Raw genomic sequence first — 19373 nt, forward strand, 5'->3', positions numbered from 1 at the left:
ATCTTTATTTGCCCTGAATTGAGATTCTAAAAACAAAAAGCCTCTGCTAAGCAGAGGCTTTTTTAGTATAATTTTAAATCGTTATTTTTTTAATACCGTAATTGATTTTTTCATTCCCGGATACGTAATAAAATAGATTCCGACTTTTAAATCATTTAAATCTAAAGTGTTTACATCTTTGGTAACAGAATGAATTTCTTTTACTAATAAACCATTTTGGCTGTAAATTGAAATACTCTCAGGTGCAAGATCATAAAAATTGATATGAAGCATTGCTGTAAAAGGATTTGGATATGCAATTACCTCCGATGCTGTAATTAGAGTTTCAGGTTCTTCTTCAACAAAAGCTTTTTTAGCTGTTGCTTGTGTATTAACAGCAATTGTTGAGGTTAAGAATTTACGGTGATTGGGTTCGACAACTTCTTTGTTTTCTAAACCATCATTATACGGAATATCAGAACCCAAATCTGAAACTAAATCTAATGTAAATGATCCGGAAATATCAGCAGGAACTTCAACAATACCTTCCGGTTTCAGGTTGGCAAGATTGGCATTAAGTAAAACTGGCGCCGTTGCAGCCTGACCATTCCACGAGTATAATTCAAAAGTTCCGGTAGCGGCATAACTTCCTGCTGCAATAATATAATTGTTTGAAGCATTTTTAGCCAAACTTCTAATTCCGTGATTGTTTAGATTCAATTCTATCGGAGAACCAAAAACCGGATTTGCAGACGGACTTCCGTTTCCAAACCAGGATTCAAAATTCTGCAAAGGACAAATTAATGCTTTATTAGTTCCGCTGCCAACATATGGAGCTCTGAAACCAATGTATAAAGTCGTTCCGTCAGGCCCCATTTCCAGTCCTTCAATATTAAAACCGTCAATACGTTTAGGCTCGATTCCTGTTGCTGCTTTAGACGTAAAATCATATCCGTTATTATTTCCCCAGGTAATCAGTTTGCTTCTTAAATTGCTATAATATCCAACAAAAACAAGCGTAGCATTCGCGCCTGTACCCACAATATCTGTAGCAAAAATTCTGTTTCTGTCCGGTCTTGCTTCCCCGGATTTAGAGTTGCTTAATGAACCTATCCAATAAATACGATTTGGTTTAGTAGTACTTCTAAAAGATCCTTCGATATCCACTTCGGTTCCGCTAAGATTTAAATATGAATTTACATCAAATTGATAAAGAGCAAGTCCCGAATTGTTTCGGCTGAATAATTTAATAACATTAGTTTCATCATCAGCTGCAAACATATAATTTTCATCAATTGGGATTGCAGTAGATCCATCTGCAACGCCAGCATGATAAATATCTTTAAGAGAAGCAGTTGCCAATGCCTGAGAAACAGCCACGTTTACGGTAATAGATTTGTTTCCGCCCTGAGCATCAGTAACTTTTAAAGTTAAAGTAGCATATCCTACACCAGTTGGGTTAATTTTGAATTTACGTGCGTTTCCAGTACCTGTAATCGTGAAATTAGCATTTGGTACAACACTTGTTTTAGAACTAGTCATAGAAAATGTTAGTCCGCTCAAGTTATCGTCAGTTACTGTAATATCAAGCCCTGATACAATAAAAGGATCCGTATTGTTATTCATGACACAACCCACTTTTGCAGAAGTAGCGGATAAGCTAACAAATTTTGAAGCCGTTGTGTTAAACAACAATGTTGGAGCCACATTTACAGCACTATTTACAGTAACTGTTTTTACAGAAGTAGTAGTTGAAGCACCGCCATTATCAGTTGCCTTTGCAGTAACTGAATATGAACCAGCCGCAACATTTGTCCAGGAATAGGTATAAGGTACAGCAGTTACAGAAGCTAATAAAGCCGAACCGTTGAAGAATTCTACTTTAGAAATTGTTCCGTCAGAATCTGTTGCAGTTGCAGACAAACTTACAGTTGCAGGAGCATTTCCGGAAACTGTTGGAGTTGCAAGAGTAACTGTTGGTGCAGCATTTGAAGAACCGCCATTACTAACAGTTACAGTTTGTACAGATGAGGTTGAAGCTGCTCCGCCATTATCGGTTGCTTTTGCAGTAACAGAATATGAACCAGCCGCAACATTTGTCCAGGAATAGGTATAAGGTGCAGCAGTTACAGAAGCCAATAAAGTCGAACCGTTAAAGAATTCTACTTTAGAAATTGTTCCGTCAGAATCTGTTGCAGTTGCAGACAAACTAACCGTTGCAGGGGCATTTCCTGAAACGGTTGGAGTTGCTAAAGTTATTGTTGGAGTATTATTTCCAGCCGGAGTTCCCGCTATTGTTATAGAAGTTGTATTATAACTTGCCGTACTGGTTGTTGACCAGCTGCGGGCAGTAGTAAACGCATTTGTAGCAGTATTATAAACACCAGCTGTCGCTTTTACTAATTGGTCGCTTCCAGGATCTGGTGCTAAATAAGATGAGGTTTGTAATTTTCCGCCATTGTATTTATCATTAACAGGCAATTGATATCCTGATCCTGAACTTTTATAGGCACTTCCTACAGCGTCACCAAAAAAGATAGCATCAACCGGAACAGTAGAAGAGGAGATAGCAGACGCTGCAACATTAAATACAGCTACACCATCGGCATTGTTACCGCCGTTTCCTAAAACACCATCCGTATTTTTTGAACCAAAAGAATCACCGGCGGTTGTTCCGGTATTTTTAGTTTTTAATACAATAGCGCCCTGAGATAATGGCAGCATAGACGAACCACCCACGTAAACAACCTGCCCGGCAGTAACAGAACCACTGTTAATTAAAAAGGCATACGTTATTGAACTTCCGGCTTTCCATCCGTTTGAGGTTGCTGTTCCATTGTCTGTAAAAACAACCGTATAAGGCGTTGAAGCAAAATTAATAGTTGTCGTAGCAACCAGTTCGACATATTCTAAAGGGGAGTCATCACCATTTGGATTGGTCAGGATTTCTGAAATAATTAATCCTTTTTGTGAAAAGGCATTCGTACATACTAAAGTAATTACGATAAGTAATTGTAGTTTTTTCTTCATAAAGTCTTTTTGATTAGTTAAGCTGCGAAGGTAAAATCGCAATATTATCTTAAAGACACGAAGTTGTTATTGTTGTGTAAGTATAATGTTAAATTATAAGATATTTTTTAATAAATTAAATAAAGTATTGGCTTTATTATGGTTTTTTGGTAAACCCTTTTCGGGTCATTTCGCCCCAGCCTTTGGTTCCCGTAATTTTTTCTTTATAGCCTATTAATGAAGCATATACTGTCATAGGATGAAAATAAATAGGTTCAATAAAAGCAGCCAGCAAAAGTTTAAAAAAATCGGCTTGTTTGGGATATTTGTGGTACGTACGCTCTTCACTGTAAAGTGCAATGACTGAAAACAATACAGCAAAAAAATACACAAACAACAAAAGTAAAAGAAAGAAATGCCAGTTTAAAAGACCAAATATCAGGAATATAACTGTTAAGACAAGACCAATAAATTCTATTGCAGGAGCGAGAAACTCAAACAATGTCCAATACGGCACGCTCACCATTCCGAGTAATTTGTATTTTGGGTTAAGAAACATTTTTTTGTGAAAACTAAGCGTTTCAATCGTTCCTCTCATCCACCGGCTGCGTTGTTTTTTGAATATTTTAAAATCTTCAGGGGCTTCAGTCCAGCAAAGCGGGTCCGGAATATAACGAACGGTATAAGGAATCTTGTTTTCAAGCATATAACGCCGCATTCTTACTACGAGTTCCATATCTTCGCCAACAGTTTTTGTACTGTAACCTCCGGCAAGTAAAGCTATTTCTTTGTCAAAAGCACCAAATGCACCGCTAATAAGCAATAGTCCGTCAAGTTTTCCCCAAGCCATTCTGCCTAAAAGAAACGCTCTTAAATATTCTAAAACCTGTATTCTTGGCAGTAAGGCGTCCGGAATGTTTACTTCTACCAAACGGCCGTTTTTAATCACACATTGGTTTGCAATTCTGACAACGCCACCTGTAGCAATAACACGTTTTCCGTATGATTCCAGAAAAGGTTTCGCCAGTTTTAGCAGTGAATCTTTATCCAGAATACAATCAACATCTATACAGACTACATACCGGTTTTGTGCAATATTAAGACCAACATTAAGCGCATCAGCTTTTCCGCCATTTTCTTTGTCAACCACTATTAATTTTTTGTAAGCGGCATTTCTGGAAGTATACAGCCCTTTAATATTTTTGGTTTCAATTTTTGAATGTACTTCAATATTCGTCAAAACAAGATCATATTTTTTGGTAAGGATTTCCATAGAATTATCCTTACTTCCATCGTTGACCACAATCACTTCATAATTACTATAATTTAAAGAAAGTAACGATTTTACATTTTCTTCAATGGTAAATCCTTCATTATAAGCAGGCGCAATTAGTGAAAGACTTGGCGCAAATTCACTTGTGAGTAATACGTCATAGTCGATAAAACTATTTTTTTTGAGGTATTTTTTAAGTTCTGTGGTAGAAAGATGCGCTAACATTAGATAGGATGACATAATCAGTATTGCATAGGCAAGTATCAGAAACAGATAGATATGAGCGAACAATGTCAGTTCATTATTTAAGTACGTCATCTTGATTTATTTTTAAAGCATTAATTCCTGTAATACGCTTTGTGCTTCATATTGTATCAGCGGATTAGAAGCATTATTTGTCAATTTTACCAGATAAGGAATTTTTTGTGAAAGTTTAAGTTCTTTAATAATCTTGAGTCCAAGTGTAACAACAGTTGCATTTTGTGATTCCAGTAAAAGTTCTACACCTTTTGTATCTCCGATATCATATTTTTTAAAAGCACTGATAATATTAATCTGGGTCCAGTCATCAATAGGATAGGGATGTTGTGTGAGATGCACTATTCCATCTGTACCTGAAAGTCTGATACAGGCATTGATTGCTGTGATTTTTAGCGTTTTATTTCGGGAATTAGAGATTTTTATTATTTTGTTAAGAGCGTTCTTAACGTTCATTTCGGCAAGTTCAGTAATTCCTTTGCATTTAATTTCCCATTTTCTGCTTTTCAGTTTTTTTAGGGAATCTTCTATTAATCGTGATTCAGAATAAAATTTTTCAAGGTTTTGAGCATGAATTCCCTGATAATTTTTATGGAGATTTATAATAGATTCCATTGTAACTTCTCTGAAAAAAGCGGTTTTAGAAAGCCTGACATAATCTGTTTCTTGAGTTATGGCTGCAAACGGAATATCCTGAAAAACGATCAAGAACATTATTTTTTCAATGACAATACCATATTCTAAACGGAGTTTTTCTTTTTTATATTCCTGTTCCGGCTTCGGATAATGAGGATGTACAGCATAAAAGACACCACTATAAACAAGCCAATGCACAGTATTAGAAAAGGTTTTACCCATAAGCCGCTTTTGTAAAATTCCAAAATTTCTGTCATATCAGAAGCGTTTAGTGATAATTAGCTGAGCATTAAATCTATTTCTATATTCATCAGGTAAATATTCTTCATACTCGTAAAGAAAAACAGGTCTTACAAAAAAAGAACTGCCCAAACGCTGTTGATATTGTATACCAATTCTATACGATTTTAAAGGATTAACAGCATTATTGTAAAGATACAGATACGGAACATTTCCGTATTGTAATTCTAATCTCAGTAGGTTTTCTTTTTCCTCATTTATAGTCTGTATGCTTAAAACGTGAGAAAATAATTCGTTTGTGGTATCGTAAAATGGTCTGTAGGCAAGAGTGTAAGTACCCATACGATACGCTAACTGACCTGTAAGCAAGGTTACATCTTCTGTTTCAAAATGCATATATTTTGCTCCAAGCGAAAAGTCAAATTTTTTGTATGGAGTAAAATAATATTCTGCGCCGGCTTTTGCAACAGGAAATATGGTTTGACCGGTTGAAACTCCTCCATTAACGTATAAATAATTTTTCTTTGAGAAGGTTTGATAATAATCTGCTTCAAAAAGCATTTGTGTTTCATTATTTGCATTCCCTACATTTGCGCGTCCTACAAGTGCCGATTTGCTGAATTTATGTGAATATTCAACATAGCCATAATGCTGTGGTGATTGTCCCGGATTAGAGGTAGAAATGTTTAAATACGAAACTGCGACTGCATTTTTAGTCTTACGGCCAATAAGAGTTCGCAGACCCGTAATGGCCTGAGTAGTATTTTCTGTCAGGGGCAATTCTTCTATAATTTCTAATGCTTCTTTGTCACGATTCAGTCTTTCAAGAGATTTTACCTTAATTAATTTTACATCACTCGAGTTAGGATCAAGAGCCAGATATCGGTCACAATAATAAATGCACTGATCAAATTGTTCCGACCAAAAGTATACGTTTATTATTGCCAATAATGCATCTGCAACAGGAGGAGTTTTGTCTGCCATGGGAGACAAAATCTTTATTGCAGTTTTATAATCTTTTTTCCAGCTGTATATTCGGCCTTTATAAATTTTTATTTCGTCATTCTCAGGAAATTTCACACTCAAAGGTTCAAGAATTGAAAGTGCTTTATCGTAATCGCCTTTTTCGACTTCACGCTTTGCATCAGACATTACGGCATCAACATTAATTTCCTGTCCAATAACACTATTAGAAAGCAGCAATAAAAAGATGGAATAGTATATAAACTTCATTACAGGCGTGTTTTTAGTAATTTATTAATTCGCACTAAAAGCACGGCAGGGCTGACCGGTTTGGCCATAAATTCATTTGCACCAATACTAAAAGAATCCAGTTCGGTTTGTTCCATACCAGATGAGGTAAATATAATTATGGGAACATCAGAACCAAGATCCTGGCGTACATATTCTGTAATTTCCATTCCGCTTGCGCCGGGCATATTTATATCTGTAAGGATCAGATCATAACTATTTGCTTTAATAGCATCAAGTGCATCTTTTCCATCAGAAAACTGATCAACTGTAAATCCTTTCGACTCTAAGAAAAAAGATAGTGATTTGCGTAGGATGTCATTATCTTCAGATAAGATTATTCTCATGGTTTAATATTTGTCTTGGAGTAAATTTATTTTTAAGACATTAAGAAAATGCCGCAAAAGTAAGGATCCTCCCGTTTATCATACTTCCTTTAAAATTTTAACGACTTCAGAAATTTCACAATTTAAAATATTTATTTTATCTACAGTTTCGGTAGTAAATTGTCCCACTTTTGCTTCTTCTTCAATAATAGATAAACAATTGTTTAGATCTTTTAGCATAAAAATGTCAACGCTGGATTTTATATTGTGCGAAAGATTTTTTACTGTTTCATGATCGTTTTTATGAAACGCATTTTCCATCTGAGTTATTTCACCCGGAATTTTTTCTATAAAAAGACGGATCATTTCTTTTTTGAAATTGGGGTCACCGCACGCCATTTCCTCTAAAAAAGAAAAATCAATTTCCCTTTTCTGAATAGACTTATTGTCTTTGTTCATTACGGTTTTGATGGCGTCTAAAAGGGCTTCTTGTTTAAAAGGTTTAGGAACATAAGCGTTCATTCCCATATTATAACAGCGTTCCTGCTCGCCAACCAAAGAGTGTGCCGTCATGGCAATAATCGGAATGGGTAATTTCAATTCGTTGCGAATATACTGTGTGGTCTGATAGCCATCTTTTACAGGCATTTCAAGATCCATAAGAATCAGATCATATTGGTTTTTGGATAAAAAATCGATTCCGGCTTCACCATTTTCGGCAATATCCAATTCAAAACCAAAGTTTGAAATCACGCTTTTTACCAGTTTCTGATTTAAGGCATTGTCCTCGCAAAGCAGTATTTTAAGTTTCCCCAGATTATTTCCTGATAAAGACTGACTTGGTTTTTCAATTTGATTTGCTTTTTTATAAGCAAGCGTAAAGAAAAATTCAGAACCGTGTCCCATCTTGCTTTTTACATGAATTTTGGCATTGTGCAATTCTACAAGCTGTTTTACAATGCTAAGACCAAGTCCCGTACCGCCAAATCTTCGGGTAGTACTTTCTTCTGCCTGTGTAAAACGCTCAAAAATATTTTGAACCTTATCTTCCTGAATGCCAATACCAGTATCTTTTACAGAGAATCTAAGGAAATAATGATCCTCAGTTTCATCTACTTTTTTTACCGAAACCGTTACTTCGCCTTCCTGAGTAAATTTAAGGGCATTACCGGCAAGATTCACTAATATTTGGTTTAATCTTCCCTGATCGCCAATTACGATTTCTGGCATTTTAGCATCCAGAAAAAGATTGAATTCAACAGATTCAGGCGTATTTACCTTTAATAAATCATAAACATGTGTAAGCGTATGTTTTAAATTAAAGGGCTGTGTTTCAATAGTCAGATTGCCTGATTCTATTTTGGAAAGGTCCAGAATGTCATTCACAATCAAAAGCAGGTTTTCTTCTGCAATTTGAACACTATCAATATAATCACGCTGAACAGAATTCAATTTCGTTTGAGCCAAAAGGTCCGTAAAACCAATTATCGCATTCAAAGGCGTTCTGATTTCATGGCTCATATTGGCCAAAAAACTATCTTTTGCCAATACGGCACGCTGTGCAATTTTTTTCTGAGCTGCCAGTTCGATATTTTTTGTACTTAATTCTAATTGGTTTATAACGTGTTTTGCAACAATCGAAAGTGCATTTCGCTGGTTGTCATTAAGTTCTTTAGCTACATGGTCTACAGCACAAAGCGTTCCTATGTTATAACCATCGGGCGTTGTAAGCGGAACTCCGGCGTAGAATCTCACGTTGAATCCGCCAACTACATTGGGATCATCTTTAAAGCGTTCGTTTAAATGAGTGTCACCTATTTCGACCATTTTCGATTCTAAAATAGTATATCTGCAAAAACTAATTTCGCGCGGCACCTCTGATACTCCAACTCCAATTTCAGATTTAAACCACTGCCTATTTTCATCAATAAATGAAATATGTGCAATAGGAACACCACATATATAAGAAACGAGCTGCGTTGCATCATCAAAAGCAGTATCAGGAAGCGTATCAAGAATATTGTAGCGTTTTAAGGCTGCAAGACGCTGCAATTCGTTATGCGGTATAGGATTTTCTGGATTATTCATGCTATCGGAGGATAATGGTATAAATAGGGTATTTTTAGAAATCATTAAAAATGCCGGCCAATAATTAAGACAAAATGTATGAGTTCAGTAAGAAAGTTACGTCAAAATAATCGATAAAACTAATTTTTATAACTTTAAGTATTGAAAAAGGCATAAAAAAAAGTGCTAATCACAAGGATTAACACTTTTAAAATTAATTTTTACTAGCTTTTTATTACGCTTTTTGAAGAAATTGTCTTAAAACATATTGCAATATTCCGTCATTTCTATAGTATTCAATTTCAATTTTGGAATCAAGTCTGGCGATGACATTAAAATTTAATATTTCGCCATTTTCTTTTACAGCTGTAACCAATAGCTCTTTTAAAGGTTTAATATCCTGAGCGATTCCGGAAATCGTAAAAATTTCTTTACCAGTCAGGCCAAGGCTTAAAGCATTTTCTCCGTCTTTATATTGTAAAGGCAATACACCCATACCGACTAAATTGCTTCTGTGAATTCGTTCATAACTTTCGGCAAGTACGGCTTTTACACCCAAAAGAAAAGTTCCTTTTGCAGCCCAGTCCCTCGATGAGCCGCTGCCATATTCTTTTCCGGCAAGAATAACCAAAGGCGTATTGGCTGCTTTATATTGTACAGAGGCATCATAAACACTCATTTCTTCTCCGGTTGGCAAAAATTTGGTATAACCGCCTTCTTTATCTGCTAAGGCATTTTTAATACGAACATTGGCAAAAGTTCCTCTTATCATCACTTCATCATGACCACGACGGGATCCGTACGAATTAAAATCAGCTTTTTCTACACCACGGCTTATTAGATATTTTCCGGCTGCAGAATTCTCATTAAAAGAACCGGCAGGCGAAATATGGTCTGTAGTAATACTGTCTCCCAGCATTAATAAAGTACGGGCATTTTCTATATCCTGCAAAGGTTTTGGATTTTCAGGAAGATCCTGAAAGAATGGTGCTTCTTTAATATAAGTCGAATTATCATCCCAGGCATATATTTTTTGTTCCGGTATTTTCAATTTTTGCCAGGTTTCATTTCCGTCAAAAATAGTTTCATAACTTTTAGCAAACTGTTTAGGAGATAATACATTGCTTAAAACTTCATTAATTTCATCATTTGTAGGCCAGATATCTTTTAAATAAACAGGCAATTGATTCGAATCATAACTAATAGGCTCATTTAGCAAATCTATATCGACACGCCCGGCAAGTGCAAAAACAACGACAAGCATAGGCGACATTAAAAAATTCATTTTAATCTGTGGATGAATTCTTGCCTCAAAATTTCTGTTGCCTGATAAAACAGATGCCAAAACAAGATCATGATCCTCAACAGCTTTGGCAATATGCGCAGGAAGCGGACCAGAATTTCCTATACAGGATGTACAGCCGTAACCTACAACATGAAATTTTAATGCTTCGAGATCGCCCAGCAAATCTGCTTTTGACAGATAATCAGTAACTACTTTTGAGCCTGGTGCAAGTGAAGTTTTAACCCAGGGTTTTACATTCAGTCCGCGTTCTCTCGCTTTTTTGGCAACAAGTCCGGCACCAATCATCACAAAAGGATTCGAGGTGTTCGTACATGATGTAATAGCGGCTATGGCAACGGCACCGTCTGAAAGCATAAATTGTTCATTGCCCAATGTTACGGCAACGGTTTTAATGCCATTTTCTATTTTTTCTTCAATTTTTGCATTGTCAGGAACTACGGCTTCACCTTGTATAGGCTGTGAGCCTCCTTCGCCTGCCCAGCGTACAATTTGTTTTGGAGGTAAATTTTTTCGGCCAAAACTTTTATCAAGCAAATCGATAAGTTTGGGTTGAAGATTTTTAAGAAGTATTTTATCCTGAGGTCTTTTTGGCCCTGCAATAGTAGGTTCTATAGTAGACAAATCAAGCTCAAGAATATCAGTATAGGTAATCGTTTCATCGCCTGTTCGCCACAATAAATTGGTTTTGCAATATTCTTCAACCAGATCAATCTGTTCTTCAGATCGGTTGCTGAGACGCATATATTCCAAGGTTTTTGCATCAATAGGGAAGTAGGTAACCGTGCAGCCAAATTCAGGTGACATATTGCCAATAGTGGCGCGGTCAGGAACGCTAAGACTGTCTAGTCCCGGACCAAATACTTCTACAAATTTGCCAACAACGCCATATTTTCGAAGCAATTCGGCAATAGTAAGCACCATATCTGTGGCAGTTGATCCAAGCGGAATTTCTCCGGATAATTTAAGTCCTATAACTTCTGGCATTATAAAATAAATAGGCTGTCCTAAAATGGCAGCTTCGGCCTCGATACCGCCTACACCCCATGCGATAACGCCAATTCCGTTCACCATTGGCGTATGACTGTCAGTTCCAACAAGCGTGTCAGGAAAAATCTCGCCATTTCTTTCAATTACACCTTTTGATAAATATTCTAAATTAACCTGATGGCAGATTCCCATTCCCGGAGGAACGACGCTGAAATTACTGAAAGACTGCTGGGCCCATTTTAAAAACTCGTAGCGTTCTGTATTTCGTTTATATTCTTCTTCCATATTACGCAAATAGGAATATTCTGTTCCAAAATAATCAACCTGAACGGAATGATCGATAACTAAATCTACAGGAATCAAGGGATTAATCATATCGGGATTTTTGCCTTTTTTTGCAGCTTGAGCTCGCAGAGATGCAATATCTACAACAGCGGGAACTCCGGTAAAATCCTGCATTAGTACGCGGGCAGGTTTAAACGGAATATCCTTGTCAGATGCTTCAGGTTTCCAGTTTAGGATGGTTTCAATGTTTTCTTTTGTAATAGCGAAATCATCATAGTTTCGCAATACATTTTCTAATAATATCCGAATTGAGAAGGGCATTTTTTTGATATTAAAACCCTGAATTTCCATCTCTGCCAGACTGTAATAGGAGAAAGTTCTGTTTTTTGTGGTTAATAACCTTTTAATTTGATAGATGTCGTTTTGCATAATTAAAAATATTTAATTCAGATGTCGTTTAACAATTTTAGAAGCAGTTCGGTTTTAAAAGTAATTTCATTTACAAAAAACCTGCCTTTTGTGTAAATTAATGATTATCAATAAATTATTGTATTTACTATATTATAATACTTTTGATATATCGTTAATTTATGACGAAGGCTGCTAAAAATTGTAAAAAACGAGAATCGCAGTTTGTATTTTTTGAAATTATTTTTTTAATTTAATAATATTCAGAAGGCAAATCTTTATTGATTATAACCCACTTATAGTAAAGTTACATAAAATATACCAGAATTTGTATGGTTTAGGTTATCGTATGTTTATTTAAAAAGCAAACAAATAAGGTATTATATTTGATGTAGAATAAATAAATTTATGAACTGATAAGAGCATAAACAGAAAATTATAAAAAAATATAAAATCATGGAAAACTTAAAAAAAGCATATATAGCCGGCGGTTGTTTTTGGGGTATGGAAGATTTATTTCGTGTTCGTCCCGGTGTAAAAGACACAGAAGTTGGTTACATTGGCGGTCAAAATGATAATCCAACCTATCAAAACCATCCCGGACATGCCGAAGGAATAGAAATTACGTACGATGCCAACGAAACATCTTATAAAGAATTATTAGATTATTTTTTTAGAATGCATGATCCTTCAACTGTAGACAGACAAGGAAATGACAGAGGTTCAAGTTACAGATCGGCGATATTTATACAAAATGAAGAGGAAAAACAAATTGCTGATGAAATCGTTAAAATTGTTGACGATTCCGGCAGATGGCCCGGTAAAGTGGTAACTACATTTGAGCCATTTACAAAGTTCTGGCCCGCCGAAGAAAGTCATCAGGATTACCTTATCAAACATCCAAATGGTTATACCTGCCATTTTGAGAGATTTGGCACTTTCTTATAAATTGTAATTTTCTGAATTTAATTCTTAACAGAATCAAATTCAGAAAATCCATTAAATTCATTTAATTCCGTACTCAAAAAGTGTAAAGATTCAAGAAACATCTTTACACTTTTTTTTACTTCCTTATTTTCTGCCGCATATAATATTCGTGTGCGGTCAGAATTAATTCTTGTTGAATTATCTGCAGAAAATATTTTGACAATATGTGCCGTGGGCAGTAAAGAAGCAATAGTTTGTGTAGCCGTTTTTTTTGTTGGCGATGTAAGCGTAGCTTCTGATGTAAAGAGATAATTATTAGTATGAAGTATTATTTTTTCGGTCATATCCGGCAGCGCTTCAAGCGTTATCTGAAGATTTTCCCAAGGAAGAAAAAGAATAATAATTTCGGCTTCTGCAGTTTTTTCTATACAGGCCATTTTTGCATTATTGCCCAAATTATTTATTACTTCTTTATAATGATCATTGCCACGAGGATTGTTTACTAAAACTTCGTATCCTGCTTGGGCTGCTCTTGCCCCGAAATCTAATGTTGTGGACCCAATTCCAATAATTCCTATTTTCATAATCCAGCTATTTTCTAAGAATATTATCCTTAAATAGTATTGCTCCCATTAAAAAGAATAAGTTTCTAATTGTGAGATGAATATATAAAAACCTGATAATATTGAGACACGTATAAATACCTGTTTTAAAGAACAAATTGTTTTATGGATAACTAAATATTGGTTATAAATTATTTTAGAAAAATTGCTTTTAAGATGTTTGTTTATTTTAAAAGTGAATAGATCAGAAAAGTAAATAAATAAAAGTTTGACTTAAAAACTTTATAATTTCAATTTAAAACTGCCTGTATTTCTTTACAGGCAGTTTTTTTTATGGTTTATTGAAGAGATTCATAAAAATCAAATAAAAAAAGACAGTTTTAAATTACATATCGATTGATTTCTTAGCTTTGTATACGCCACTAAAATATTTTTAATCATGCCAGTAATTGAACAATCAGAATATAATTTCCCTCCGATTATTCATCGCAACAGGCATGTTTCGACTATTTATGCCGCTTTGTTTAAAAAGTTCGAAGCTCCGGGCTACACAAGGGAAAAACATGAGTTGAATGATGGAGATTTTATCAACATCGATTTTATTCTAAATGATCCTAAAAAAGCAGTGATTTTATGTCATGGTTTAGAAGGAGATTCCCGCAGAACATATAACAATAGCTGCGCGGCCTATTTTCAGCAGAAAGATTTTTCAGTTTTCGCATGGAATAACCGCACTTGTGGAGGAGAAATGAACCGTTTGCCGAGGCTGTATCATCACGGTGCAGTTGATGATCTGGATGAGGTAGTTCAGTTTGTTTTGAAAAAAGGATTTGAAGAAGTGTACCTGATTGGATATTCGATGGGAGGCGTACAGCTTCTGAATTATTTTGGATGGACAAAAATTGATGAACGCATCAAGGCAGGAGTTACCATATCTGTGCCAACTCATATTGCAACAAGTGCTGAAGTACTCAAACAGGGATTTAACAGAGTGTATTTAAAGAATTTTACAATTGATATTAAAAGAAAACTGAAACACAAAGCGGCACAATTTCCTGATTTTATAAACCGTGACCAAATTGACGGCATTACTTCTTTTGATGAAGTAGATCATTATTTTACAGCACCGCTGCATGGATTTGCCAGCAGAGATGATTATTATCAGCGTGTTTCTCCGGAATTTTCCCTTCAAAATATAACCACTCCGGTCTTGATTATTAATTCTCTCGATGATCCATTTTTAGGCGAAAGATGTTACCCAAGAACGATAGCGAAAGACAGTGCATATGTTTATCTTGAAACGCCAAAATATGGCGGACACTGCGCTTTTCCACTTCGTAATTCAATCTATTCATATGCAGAAAAAAGAGCTTATGATTTTTTTGAATCCTATAAATAAGCAATTCCTGTATTATTTTTACTGTTGTAAAGACTGATAAAAGCTTTTAATGCAGGAGAAGGCGGAATGTCTTTTCTAAATACCAAAAGCGTTTTCATTAAACCAATTTCCTTTGGAAGCGGAAATGTTTTAATGTTTCTGTTGCCATAAAATGTACTTACAATTTCAGCAGGCAAAAAGCTAAATCCAATTCCTGATTCAATAAAATTAACAACGCCTTCAATAGAGTTCATTACCGTTTTGTGACATTGCGAAATACCTTTGGTAACCAGCCAGGCTTCTAATCTTGCTCTAAAAACGCATCCCTGGTCAAAAACAATAGCTTTTAGCGGAATTTTGTTTAAAACATCATCTAAACTTTCACAATTTGCGGGAGCAACAACAACTATTTTTTCATTTCCTATTTCGATATATTCCAATTCCGGAATATGTAGCGGTGCAGGAACAAAAGCTGCATCAAGCCTGAAATTTACAACGTCGCTGATAAGATTGTCGCGCATTGCAGATCTAAATTCTAAGTCAACAAAAGGAAATTTATGTGCCAGTTCCTCCACAAGTCCAGGTCCTTTCATCGTCATCATAGTTTCAAGAAAACCAATCCTGATTTGTCCTTTTACAATATCGGTTTTGCCAATACAACTTTTTGCTTCATTAATTAAATGATTAATTTGTTTGCTGTATTGTATTAAAATTTCTCCCGCGGGAGTTAACGCCACTTTTCGGGATGATCTGAAAAAAAGAGGCGCTCCAAATTCTTCTTCCAAATTTTTTATGCGCGCAGTTACATTAGATTGTACCGTAAACATGGCTTCGGCAGCCTTGGTAAAATTACCATGATGGGCAACTGCTTCAAATAAACTAAGATCATTCGTATTCATAAATCACTTTTTAAGATAGTTTAAATCGTTATAAATCGTTTTTAACGATCAAAAGTAATGCATACTTTTGACAAATAATAAGGAAAATGAAAAAAAATAAAAAAATGGAAAAAATTAAATCAGCCGTTATAATTCTAATGGCAAGTTTATTATCAAATTCAATCGTTATGGCACAGTCAGACACAACCTCAAAAAAGGCAGCTGATAATTCAGTTTCCCGTATTCATTACCGTCAGGTAAATGCAAATGGGCAAAATATTTTTTACAGGGAAGCCGGCCCCGCAGGAGCGCCAACTTTATTATTACTGCACGGTTATCCAACTTCATCGCACATGTTTCGAAATCTAATACCCATTTTAATGACTAAATATCATGTTATTGCGCCTGATCTTCCTGGTTTTGGATATTCGGATGCGCCAGATCGAACAAAGTTTGAATATACTTTTGATAATATGGCAAAAACAATGCAGTCCTTTATTGATCAATTAGACCTTAAAAGATTTGCAATTTATGTATTTGATTATGGTGCGCCAACAGGATTTCGTCTTGCAATGGCAAATCCTGAAAAAATTACAGGGATAATTTCGCAAAATGGGAATGCTTATAAAGAAGGTTTAAGTACAGCATGGAACCCAATACAAAAATATTGGGAAAATGATACTCCCGAAAACAGAAATGCATTAAAAGCATTTTTAACTTTAGACGGTACAAAATTTCAGTATTTAACAGGTGTTTCTGATGTTTCATTAGTCGCTCCCGAAGCGTATATCCTCGATCAGCACTTTCTGGACCGACCGGAATCTACGGAGATACAACTCGATCTTTTAAAAGATTATAAAAGCAATGTAGTATTATATCCAAAGTTTCAGGAATATTTCAGAACTCATAAACCAAAGTTTTTGGCAGTTTGGGGTAATAAAGATCCTTTCTTTCTTCCTGCCGGAGCAGAGGCATATAAAAAAGATATACCAGATGCAACAATCAAATTTTATAACACCGGACATTTTGCTTTAGAAACGAATGTAAATGAGATTGGCAATGACATTTTGAAATTTATGGCAACGTTGCCGAAATAAATCCTTCAAACAACTTTCTATTGCATATTAAAAAACTCCATTATTATAATGGAGTTTTTAGTTTTTTATGAATATAAGAAAAAAACTATTTTTTTTGAATCTTATATCTATTATGAATCATTTTTATATTAATTTTGTTTAGACTAATTCTAAATAGTAAAAATGAAAAATTTCCTTATAGCCGATTCTGAAAATCTTCACATAATTGGATTGAGGCATACATTAAAAAAGTTCATCAAAACACCGAATTTAAAAGTTGTAAATTCAAAGGATGAATTATTTAAAGGTTTAAAAAAGAATGATATCGAATGTCTGATTATTGATCCCAATAATATTTTTTTGTTTTATGATGATGACATGAAAAACTTAAAAATGAATTATCCCAGCTGTAAAATCATCATTTTATCCTATTTTAAAAATAACCAAAGCCTCAATAGTTTTCTAAATGACAACATAAACGGATTTATATCTAAAGATTGCGAAGAACAGACTATTTATGACGCCTTATATAAAATTCAAAACGGAGAACGCTATTTATGTCCAAAAACATTAAATATACTTTTGAACGAGTTAGTAGTTCCAAATGTAGAAAGTGAGGAGAAACTTACGTTGAGAGAATTCGAAATATTGAAACAAATCGCACAGGGAAATAATGGCAAAAACATCGCTTCACAACTTTTTATCAGCATTCATACCTTTCGTACCCACCGCAAAAATATAATGAAAAAGACAGGCAGACATACCACTTCAGAGTTAATTTTATATGCTTTAGAGAAAAAAATAACCTAATATTCGTATAACATAATTAAAATATATAATTTATTTCCTACTATATTTGAGGTATTTTTTCTACCACGTTTATAGAAACAATTTTCACTTTTTTATGGTATTGACTTAGTTTTTCCTGCCGTCTACATTTGTCAAAAAAATTCTTTAGAATCAATCTAAATAAATACCACAAATGGAAGCACAGGAAAAAATAAAACCCAGGCAGCAAGAAATTGTAAGCGACAATAAATATTACAAGCATATTTTTTCTAACAATTATAAATCAATTTCGATTTATAGAAAAAGTATGAAAAAAGCCATCAAAACCATTGGCAATCATTTAAAACAAAGAGATACACCTTTTACAGGAACGGGTATTGCAATAATTAAGAAAAAAATCGACACCATTTCTCTCGAAGAAAACAAGGAAGGAAAAAGCCTTGAATATGTTCTCGAAGAATTAAAGGACATTTATTTAAACGATTGCATTCATTTTCACGATCCCAAATACATTGCGCATCTTAACTGCCCAATTTTAACGCCAACACTTGTTGCCGAAGCTTTTATTTCTTCCCTCAATTCTTCAATGGATACGTACGATCAAAGTACCGGAGCTACTTTTATTGAATTAAAATTGGTCGAATGGACCATCGAAAAATTAGGTTATCCAAACCATGCCGACGGAATTTTTACCAGTGGAGGAACACAATCCAATATGATGGGATTACTTTTGGCAAGGGATCATTATATCAAAAAACATTACGGAATTGACCCAAAAATGGACGGATTACCTGCTGAAGCTTCAAAATTCAGGGTATTGTGTTCAGAAGTCAGCCATTTTAGTTTAAAGAAAAACCTGAGCTTATTAGGTTTAGGTCAAAATGCCGTGATTCCCGTAGCTGTTGACGCTGATTTTAAAATGAATACTCATGCCTTAAAAAAAGTAATTCAGCAGCAAAAAGATTTAGGAAACATTCCAATTGCAATTGTAGGAACTGCCGGAACAACTGATTTTGGCTCAATAGATCCGTTAACCAAAATTGCTGCGATTGCCAGCGAAAACGATCTGTGGTTTCACGTTGATGCCGCTTATGGCGGTGGATTATTAATTAGTACTGTTCATAAAGACAAACTCGAAGGCATCGAATTATCAGATTCCGTTACCATCGATTATCATAAAACATTTTACCAGCCCGTAAGTTCAAGTGGTTTTTTTATGAGAAACAAATCATTTGTAGATTATATAAAATACCACGCAGATTATCTCAATTCAAAAGAGCAGGAAGATGAGGGAATTCCAAACATGGTAAAAAAATCCATTCAGACCACACGCCGTTTTGATGCCTTAAAATTGTGGTTTACACTTCGTATGATAGGCACGCAGGGTTTGAGTACTTATATGGAAAAAGCGATGGATAATGCATTATTTACTGCCGATTTGCTTAGAAACAGGGACGATTTTGAAATCATTCACCAACCCGAAATCAGCACTATTGTTTTTCGTTATACACCATACAAAGAAGATGGAGTTTCGTATTGTGCCTTAAATAGTTACATCCGTAAAGCTATTTTTAATGAAGGAAAAGCAATTATCACCAGCACAAAAGTTTACAGCGAAGTATTCCTCAAATTCACCTTATTAAATCCGCTCACAACACCTCAGGATATTGAAGAAGTTATCGCATTAATTGTATATCACGGACAGGAATATTCATTAAAAAATTAAAAATACTAAAA

General features: G+C 34.9%; 14 protein-coding genes. 5 read left to right on the forward strand and 9 right to left on the reverse strand.

All coding sequences use genetic code 11. From position 1 onward, the window contains the following. Nucleotides 1-81 precede the first annotated feature (81 nt). The 7 genes from ACZ0AH_RS10885 to acnA all read right to left on the reverse strand — a co-directional run bounded on the left by ACZ0AH_RS10885 (nucleotide 82) and on the right by acnA (nucleotide 12046). Nucleotides 82-3009, reverse strand: a complete 2928-nt coding sequence (locus ACZ0AH_RS10885; protein WP_463475828.1) for an Ig-like domain-containing protein — start codon at nucleotides 3007-3009, stop codon at nucleotides 82-84. A gap of 136 nt (nucleotides 3010-3145) precedes the next feature. Continuing rightward, entirely contained in the window at nucleotides 3146-4579 is a 1434-nt protein-coding gene (locus tag ACZ0AH_RS10890) for a glycosyltransferase family 2 protein (protein ID WP_463475829.1), read from the reverse strand. Between the two features lie 12 nt (nucleotides 4580-4591). Next, nucleotides 4592-5377 (reverse strand): hypothetical protein, encoded by a 786-nt coding sequence (locus ACZ0AH_RS10895; protein WP_463475830.1) that lies wholly within the window; start codon nucleotides 5375-5377, stop codon nucleotides 4592-4594. Nucleotides 5378-5413: 36 nt separating this feature from the next. Beyond that, nucleotides 5414-6628: a YaiO family outer membrane beta-barrel protein gene (locus tag ACZ0AH_RS10900; protein ID WP_463475831.1), complete on the reverse strand. Its 1215-nt coding sequence runs from the start codon at nucleotides 6626-6628 to the stop codon at nucleotides 5414-5416. Next, complete coding sequence (locus ACZ0AH_RS10905) at nucleotides 6628-6993, reverse strand: response regulator transcription factor (RefSeq protein WP_463475832.1); 366 nt, start codon at nucleotides 6991-6993, stop codon at nucleotides 6628-6630. Before ACZ0AH_RS10905 ends, ACZ0AH_RS10900 begins: the two co-directional genes overlap by 1 nt. 78 nt (nucleotides 6994-7071) lie before the next feature. Then, nucleotides 7072-9060, reverse strand: a complete 1989-nt coding sequence (locus ACZ0AH_RS10910) for a GAF domain-containing hybrid sensor histidine kinase/response regulator (RefSeq protein WP_463475833.1) — start codon at nucleotides 9058-9060, stop codon at nucleotides 7072-7074. A gap of 214 nt (nucleotides 9061-9274) precedes the next feature. After that, a complete protein-coding gene (acnA, locus tag ACZ0AH_RS10915; protein ID WP_463475834.1) occupies nucleotides 9275-12046 on the reverse strand; it encodes an aconitate hydratase AcnA in 2772 nt (923 codons plus the stop codon). 435 nt (nucleotides 12047-12481) lie between these two features. Here acnA and msrA point away from each other — a divergent pair, with 435 nt between their 5' ends. Continuing rightward, nucleotides 12482-12973, forward strand: a complete 492-nt coding sequence (msrA, locus tag ACZ0AH_RS10920) for a peptide-methionine (S)-S-oxide reductase MsrA (protein WP_463475835.1) — start codon at nucleotides 12482-12484, stop codon at nucleotides 12971-12973. Nucleotides 12974-12990: 17 nt separating this feature from the next. Here the strand turns inward: msrA and ACZ0AH_RS10925 are convergent, their stop codons facing one another. Next, the gene (locus tag ACZ0AH_RS10925) at nucleotides 12991-13536 is read right to left on the reverse strand and encodes an NAD(P)-binding domain-containing protein (RefSeq protein ID WP_463475836.1); all 546 of its coding nucleotides are present in this window, start codon (nucleotides 13534-13536) and stop codon (nucleotides 12991-12993) included. Nucleotides 13537-13954: 418 nt separating this feature from the next. Between ACZ0AH_RS10925 and ACZ0AH_RS10930 the strand changes: the two genes are divergently transcribed. Then, the gene (locus ACZ0AH_RS10930) at nucleotides 13955-14914 is read left to right on the forward strand and encodes a YheT family hydrolase (RefSeq protein WP_463475837.1); all 960 of its coding nucleotides are present in this window, start codon (nucleotides 13955-13957) and stop codon (nucleotides 14912-14914) included. Here ACZ0AH_RS10930 and ACZ0AH_RS10935 read toward each other — a convergent pair. Then, a complete protein-coding gene (locus tag ACZ0AH_RS10935) occupies nucleotides 14905-15792 on the reverse strand; it encodes a LysR family transcriptional regulator (protein WP_463475838.1) in 888 nt (295 codons plus the stop codon). The two genes, ACZ0AH_RS10930 and ACZ0AH_RS10935, sit on opposite strands and share 10 nt — an antisense overlap. Before the next feature lie 104 nt (nucleotides 15793-15896). On the opposite strand from ACZ0AH_RS10935, the gene ACZ0AH_RS10940 reads away from it, so the two are divergent. The 3 genes from ACZ0AH_RS10940 (at nucleotide 15897) to ACZ0AH_RS10950 (ending at nucleotide 19362) form a co-directional block, all read left to right on the forward strand. After that, nucleotides 15897-16868: an alpha/beta fold hydrolase gene (locus ACZ0AH_RS10940; protein WP_463475839.1), complete on the forward strand. Its 972-nt coding sequence runs from the start codon at nucleotides 15897-15899 to the stop codon at nucleotides 16866-16868. A gap of 162 nt (nucleotides 16869-17030) precedes the next feature. Next, the gene (locus tag ACZ0AH_RS10945) at nucleotides 17031-17657 is read left to right on the forward strand and encodes a LuxR C-terminal-related transcriptional regulator (protein WP_463475840.1); all 627 of its coding nucleotides are present in this window, start codon (nucleotides 17031-17033) and stop codon (nucleotides 17655-17657) included. A 172-nt stretch (nucleotides 17658-17829) separates the two neighbouring features. Then, nucleotides 17830-19362: a pyridoxal phosphate-dependent decarboxylase family protein gene (locus ACZ0AH_RS10950; RefSeq protein ID WP_463475841.1), complete on the forward strand. Its 1533-nt coding sequence runs from the start codon at nucleotides 17830-17832 to the stop codon at nucleotides 19360-19362. Nucleotides 19363-19373 lie beyond the last annotated feature (11 nt).

It is taken from the genome of Flavobacterium sp. AC105 (assembly GCF_979258495.1).

What these genes read in the sequence shown, in the direction of transcription:
- ACZ0AH_RS10885 (WP_463475828.1), bottom strand. Translation starts at nt 3,009, where the DNA reads ATGAAGAAAAAACTACAATTACTTATCGTAATTACTTTAGTATGTACG.
- ACZ0AH_RS10890 (WP_463475829.1), bottom strand. Translation starts at nt 4,579, where the DNA reads ATGACGTACTTAAATAATGAACTGACATTGTTCGCTCATATCTATCTG.
- ACZ0AH_RS10895 (WP_463475830.1), bottom strand. Translation starts at nt 5,377, where the DNA reads ATGGGTAAAACCTTTTCTAATACTGTGCATTGGCTTGTTTATAGTGGT.
- ACZ0AH_RS10900 (WP_463475831.1), bottom strand. Translation starts at nt 6,628, where the DNA reads ATGAAGTTTATATACTATTCCATCTTTTTATTGCTGCTTTCTAATAGT.
- ACZ0AH_RS10905 (WP_463475832.1), bottom strand. Translation starts at nt 6,993, where the DNA reads ATGAGAATAATCTTATCTGAAGATAATGACATCCTACGCAAATCACTA.
- ACZ0AH_RS10910 (WP_463475833.1), bottom strand. Translation starts at nt 9,060, where the DNA reads ATGAATAATCCAGAAAATCCTATACCGCATAACGAATTGCAGCGTCTT.
- acnA (WP_463475834.1), bottom strand. Translation starts at nt 12,046, where the DNA reads ATGCAAAACGACATCTATCAAATTAAAAGGTTATTAACCACAAAAAAC.
- msrA (WP_463475835.1), top strand. Translation starts at nt 12,482, where the DNA reads ATGGAAAACTTAAAAAAAGCATATATAGCCGGCGGTTGTTTTTGGGGT.
- ACZ0AH_RS10925 (WP_463475836.1), bottom strand. Translation starts at nt 13,536, where the DNA reads ATGAAAATAGGAATTATTGGAATTGGGTCCACAACATTAGATTTCGGG.
- ACZ0AH_RS10930 (WP_463475837.1), top strand. Translation starts at nt 13,955, where the DNA reads ATGCCAGTAATTGAACAATCAGAATATAATTTCCCTCCGATTATTCAT.
- ACZ0AH_RS10935 (WP_463475838.1), bottom strand. Translation starts at nt 15,792, where the DNA reads ATGAATACGAATGATCTTAGTTTATTTGAAGCAGTTGCCCATCATGGT.
- ACZ0AH_RS10940 (WP_463475839.1), top strand. Translation starts at nt 15,897, where the DNA reads ATGGAAAAAATTAAATCAGCCGTTATAATTCTAATGGCAAGTTTATTA.
- ACZ0AH_RS10945 (WP_463475840.1), top strand. Translation starts at nt 17,031, where the DNA reads ATGAAAAATTTCCTTATAGCCGATTCTGAAAATCTTCACATAATTGGA.
- ACZ0AH_RS10950 (WP_463475841.1), top strand. Translation starts at nt 17,830, where the DNA reads ATGGAAGCACAGGAAAAAATAAAACCCAGGCAGCAAGAAATTGTAAGC.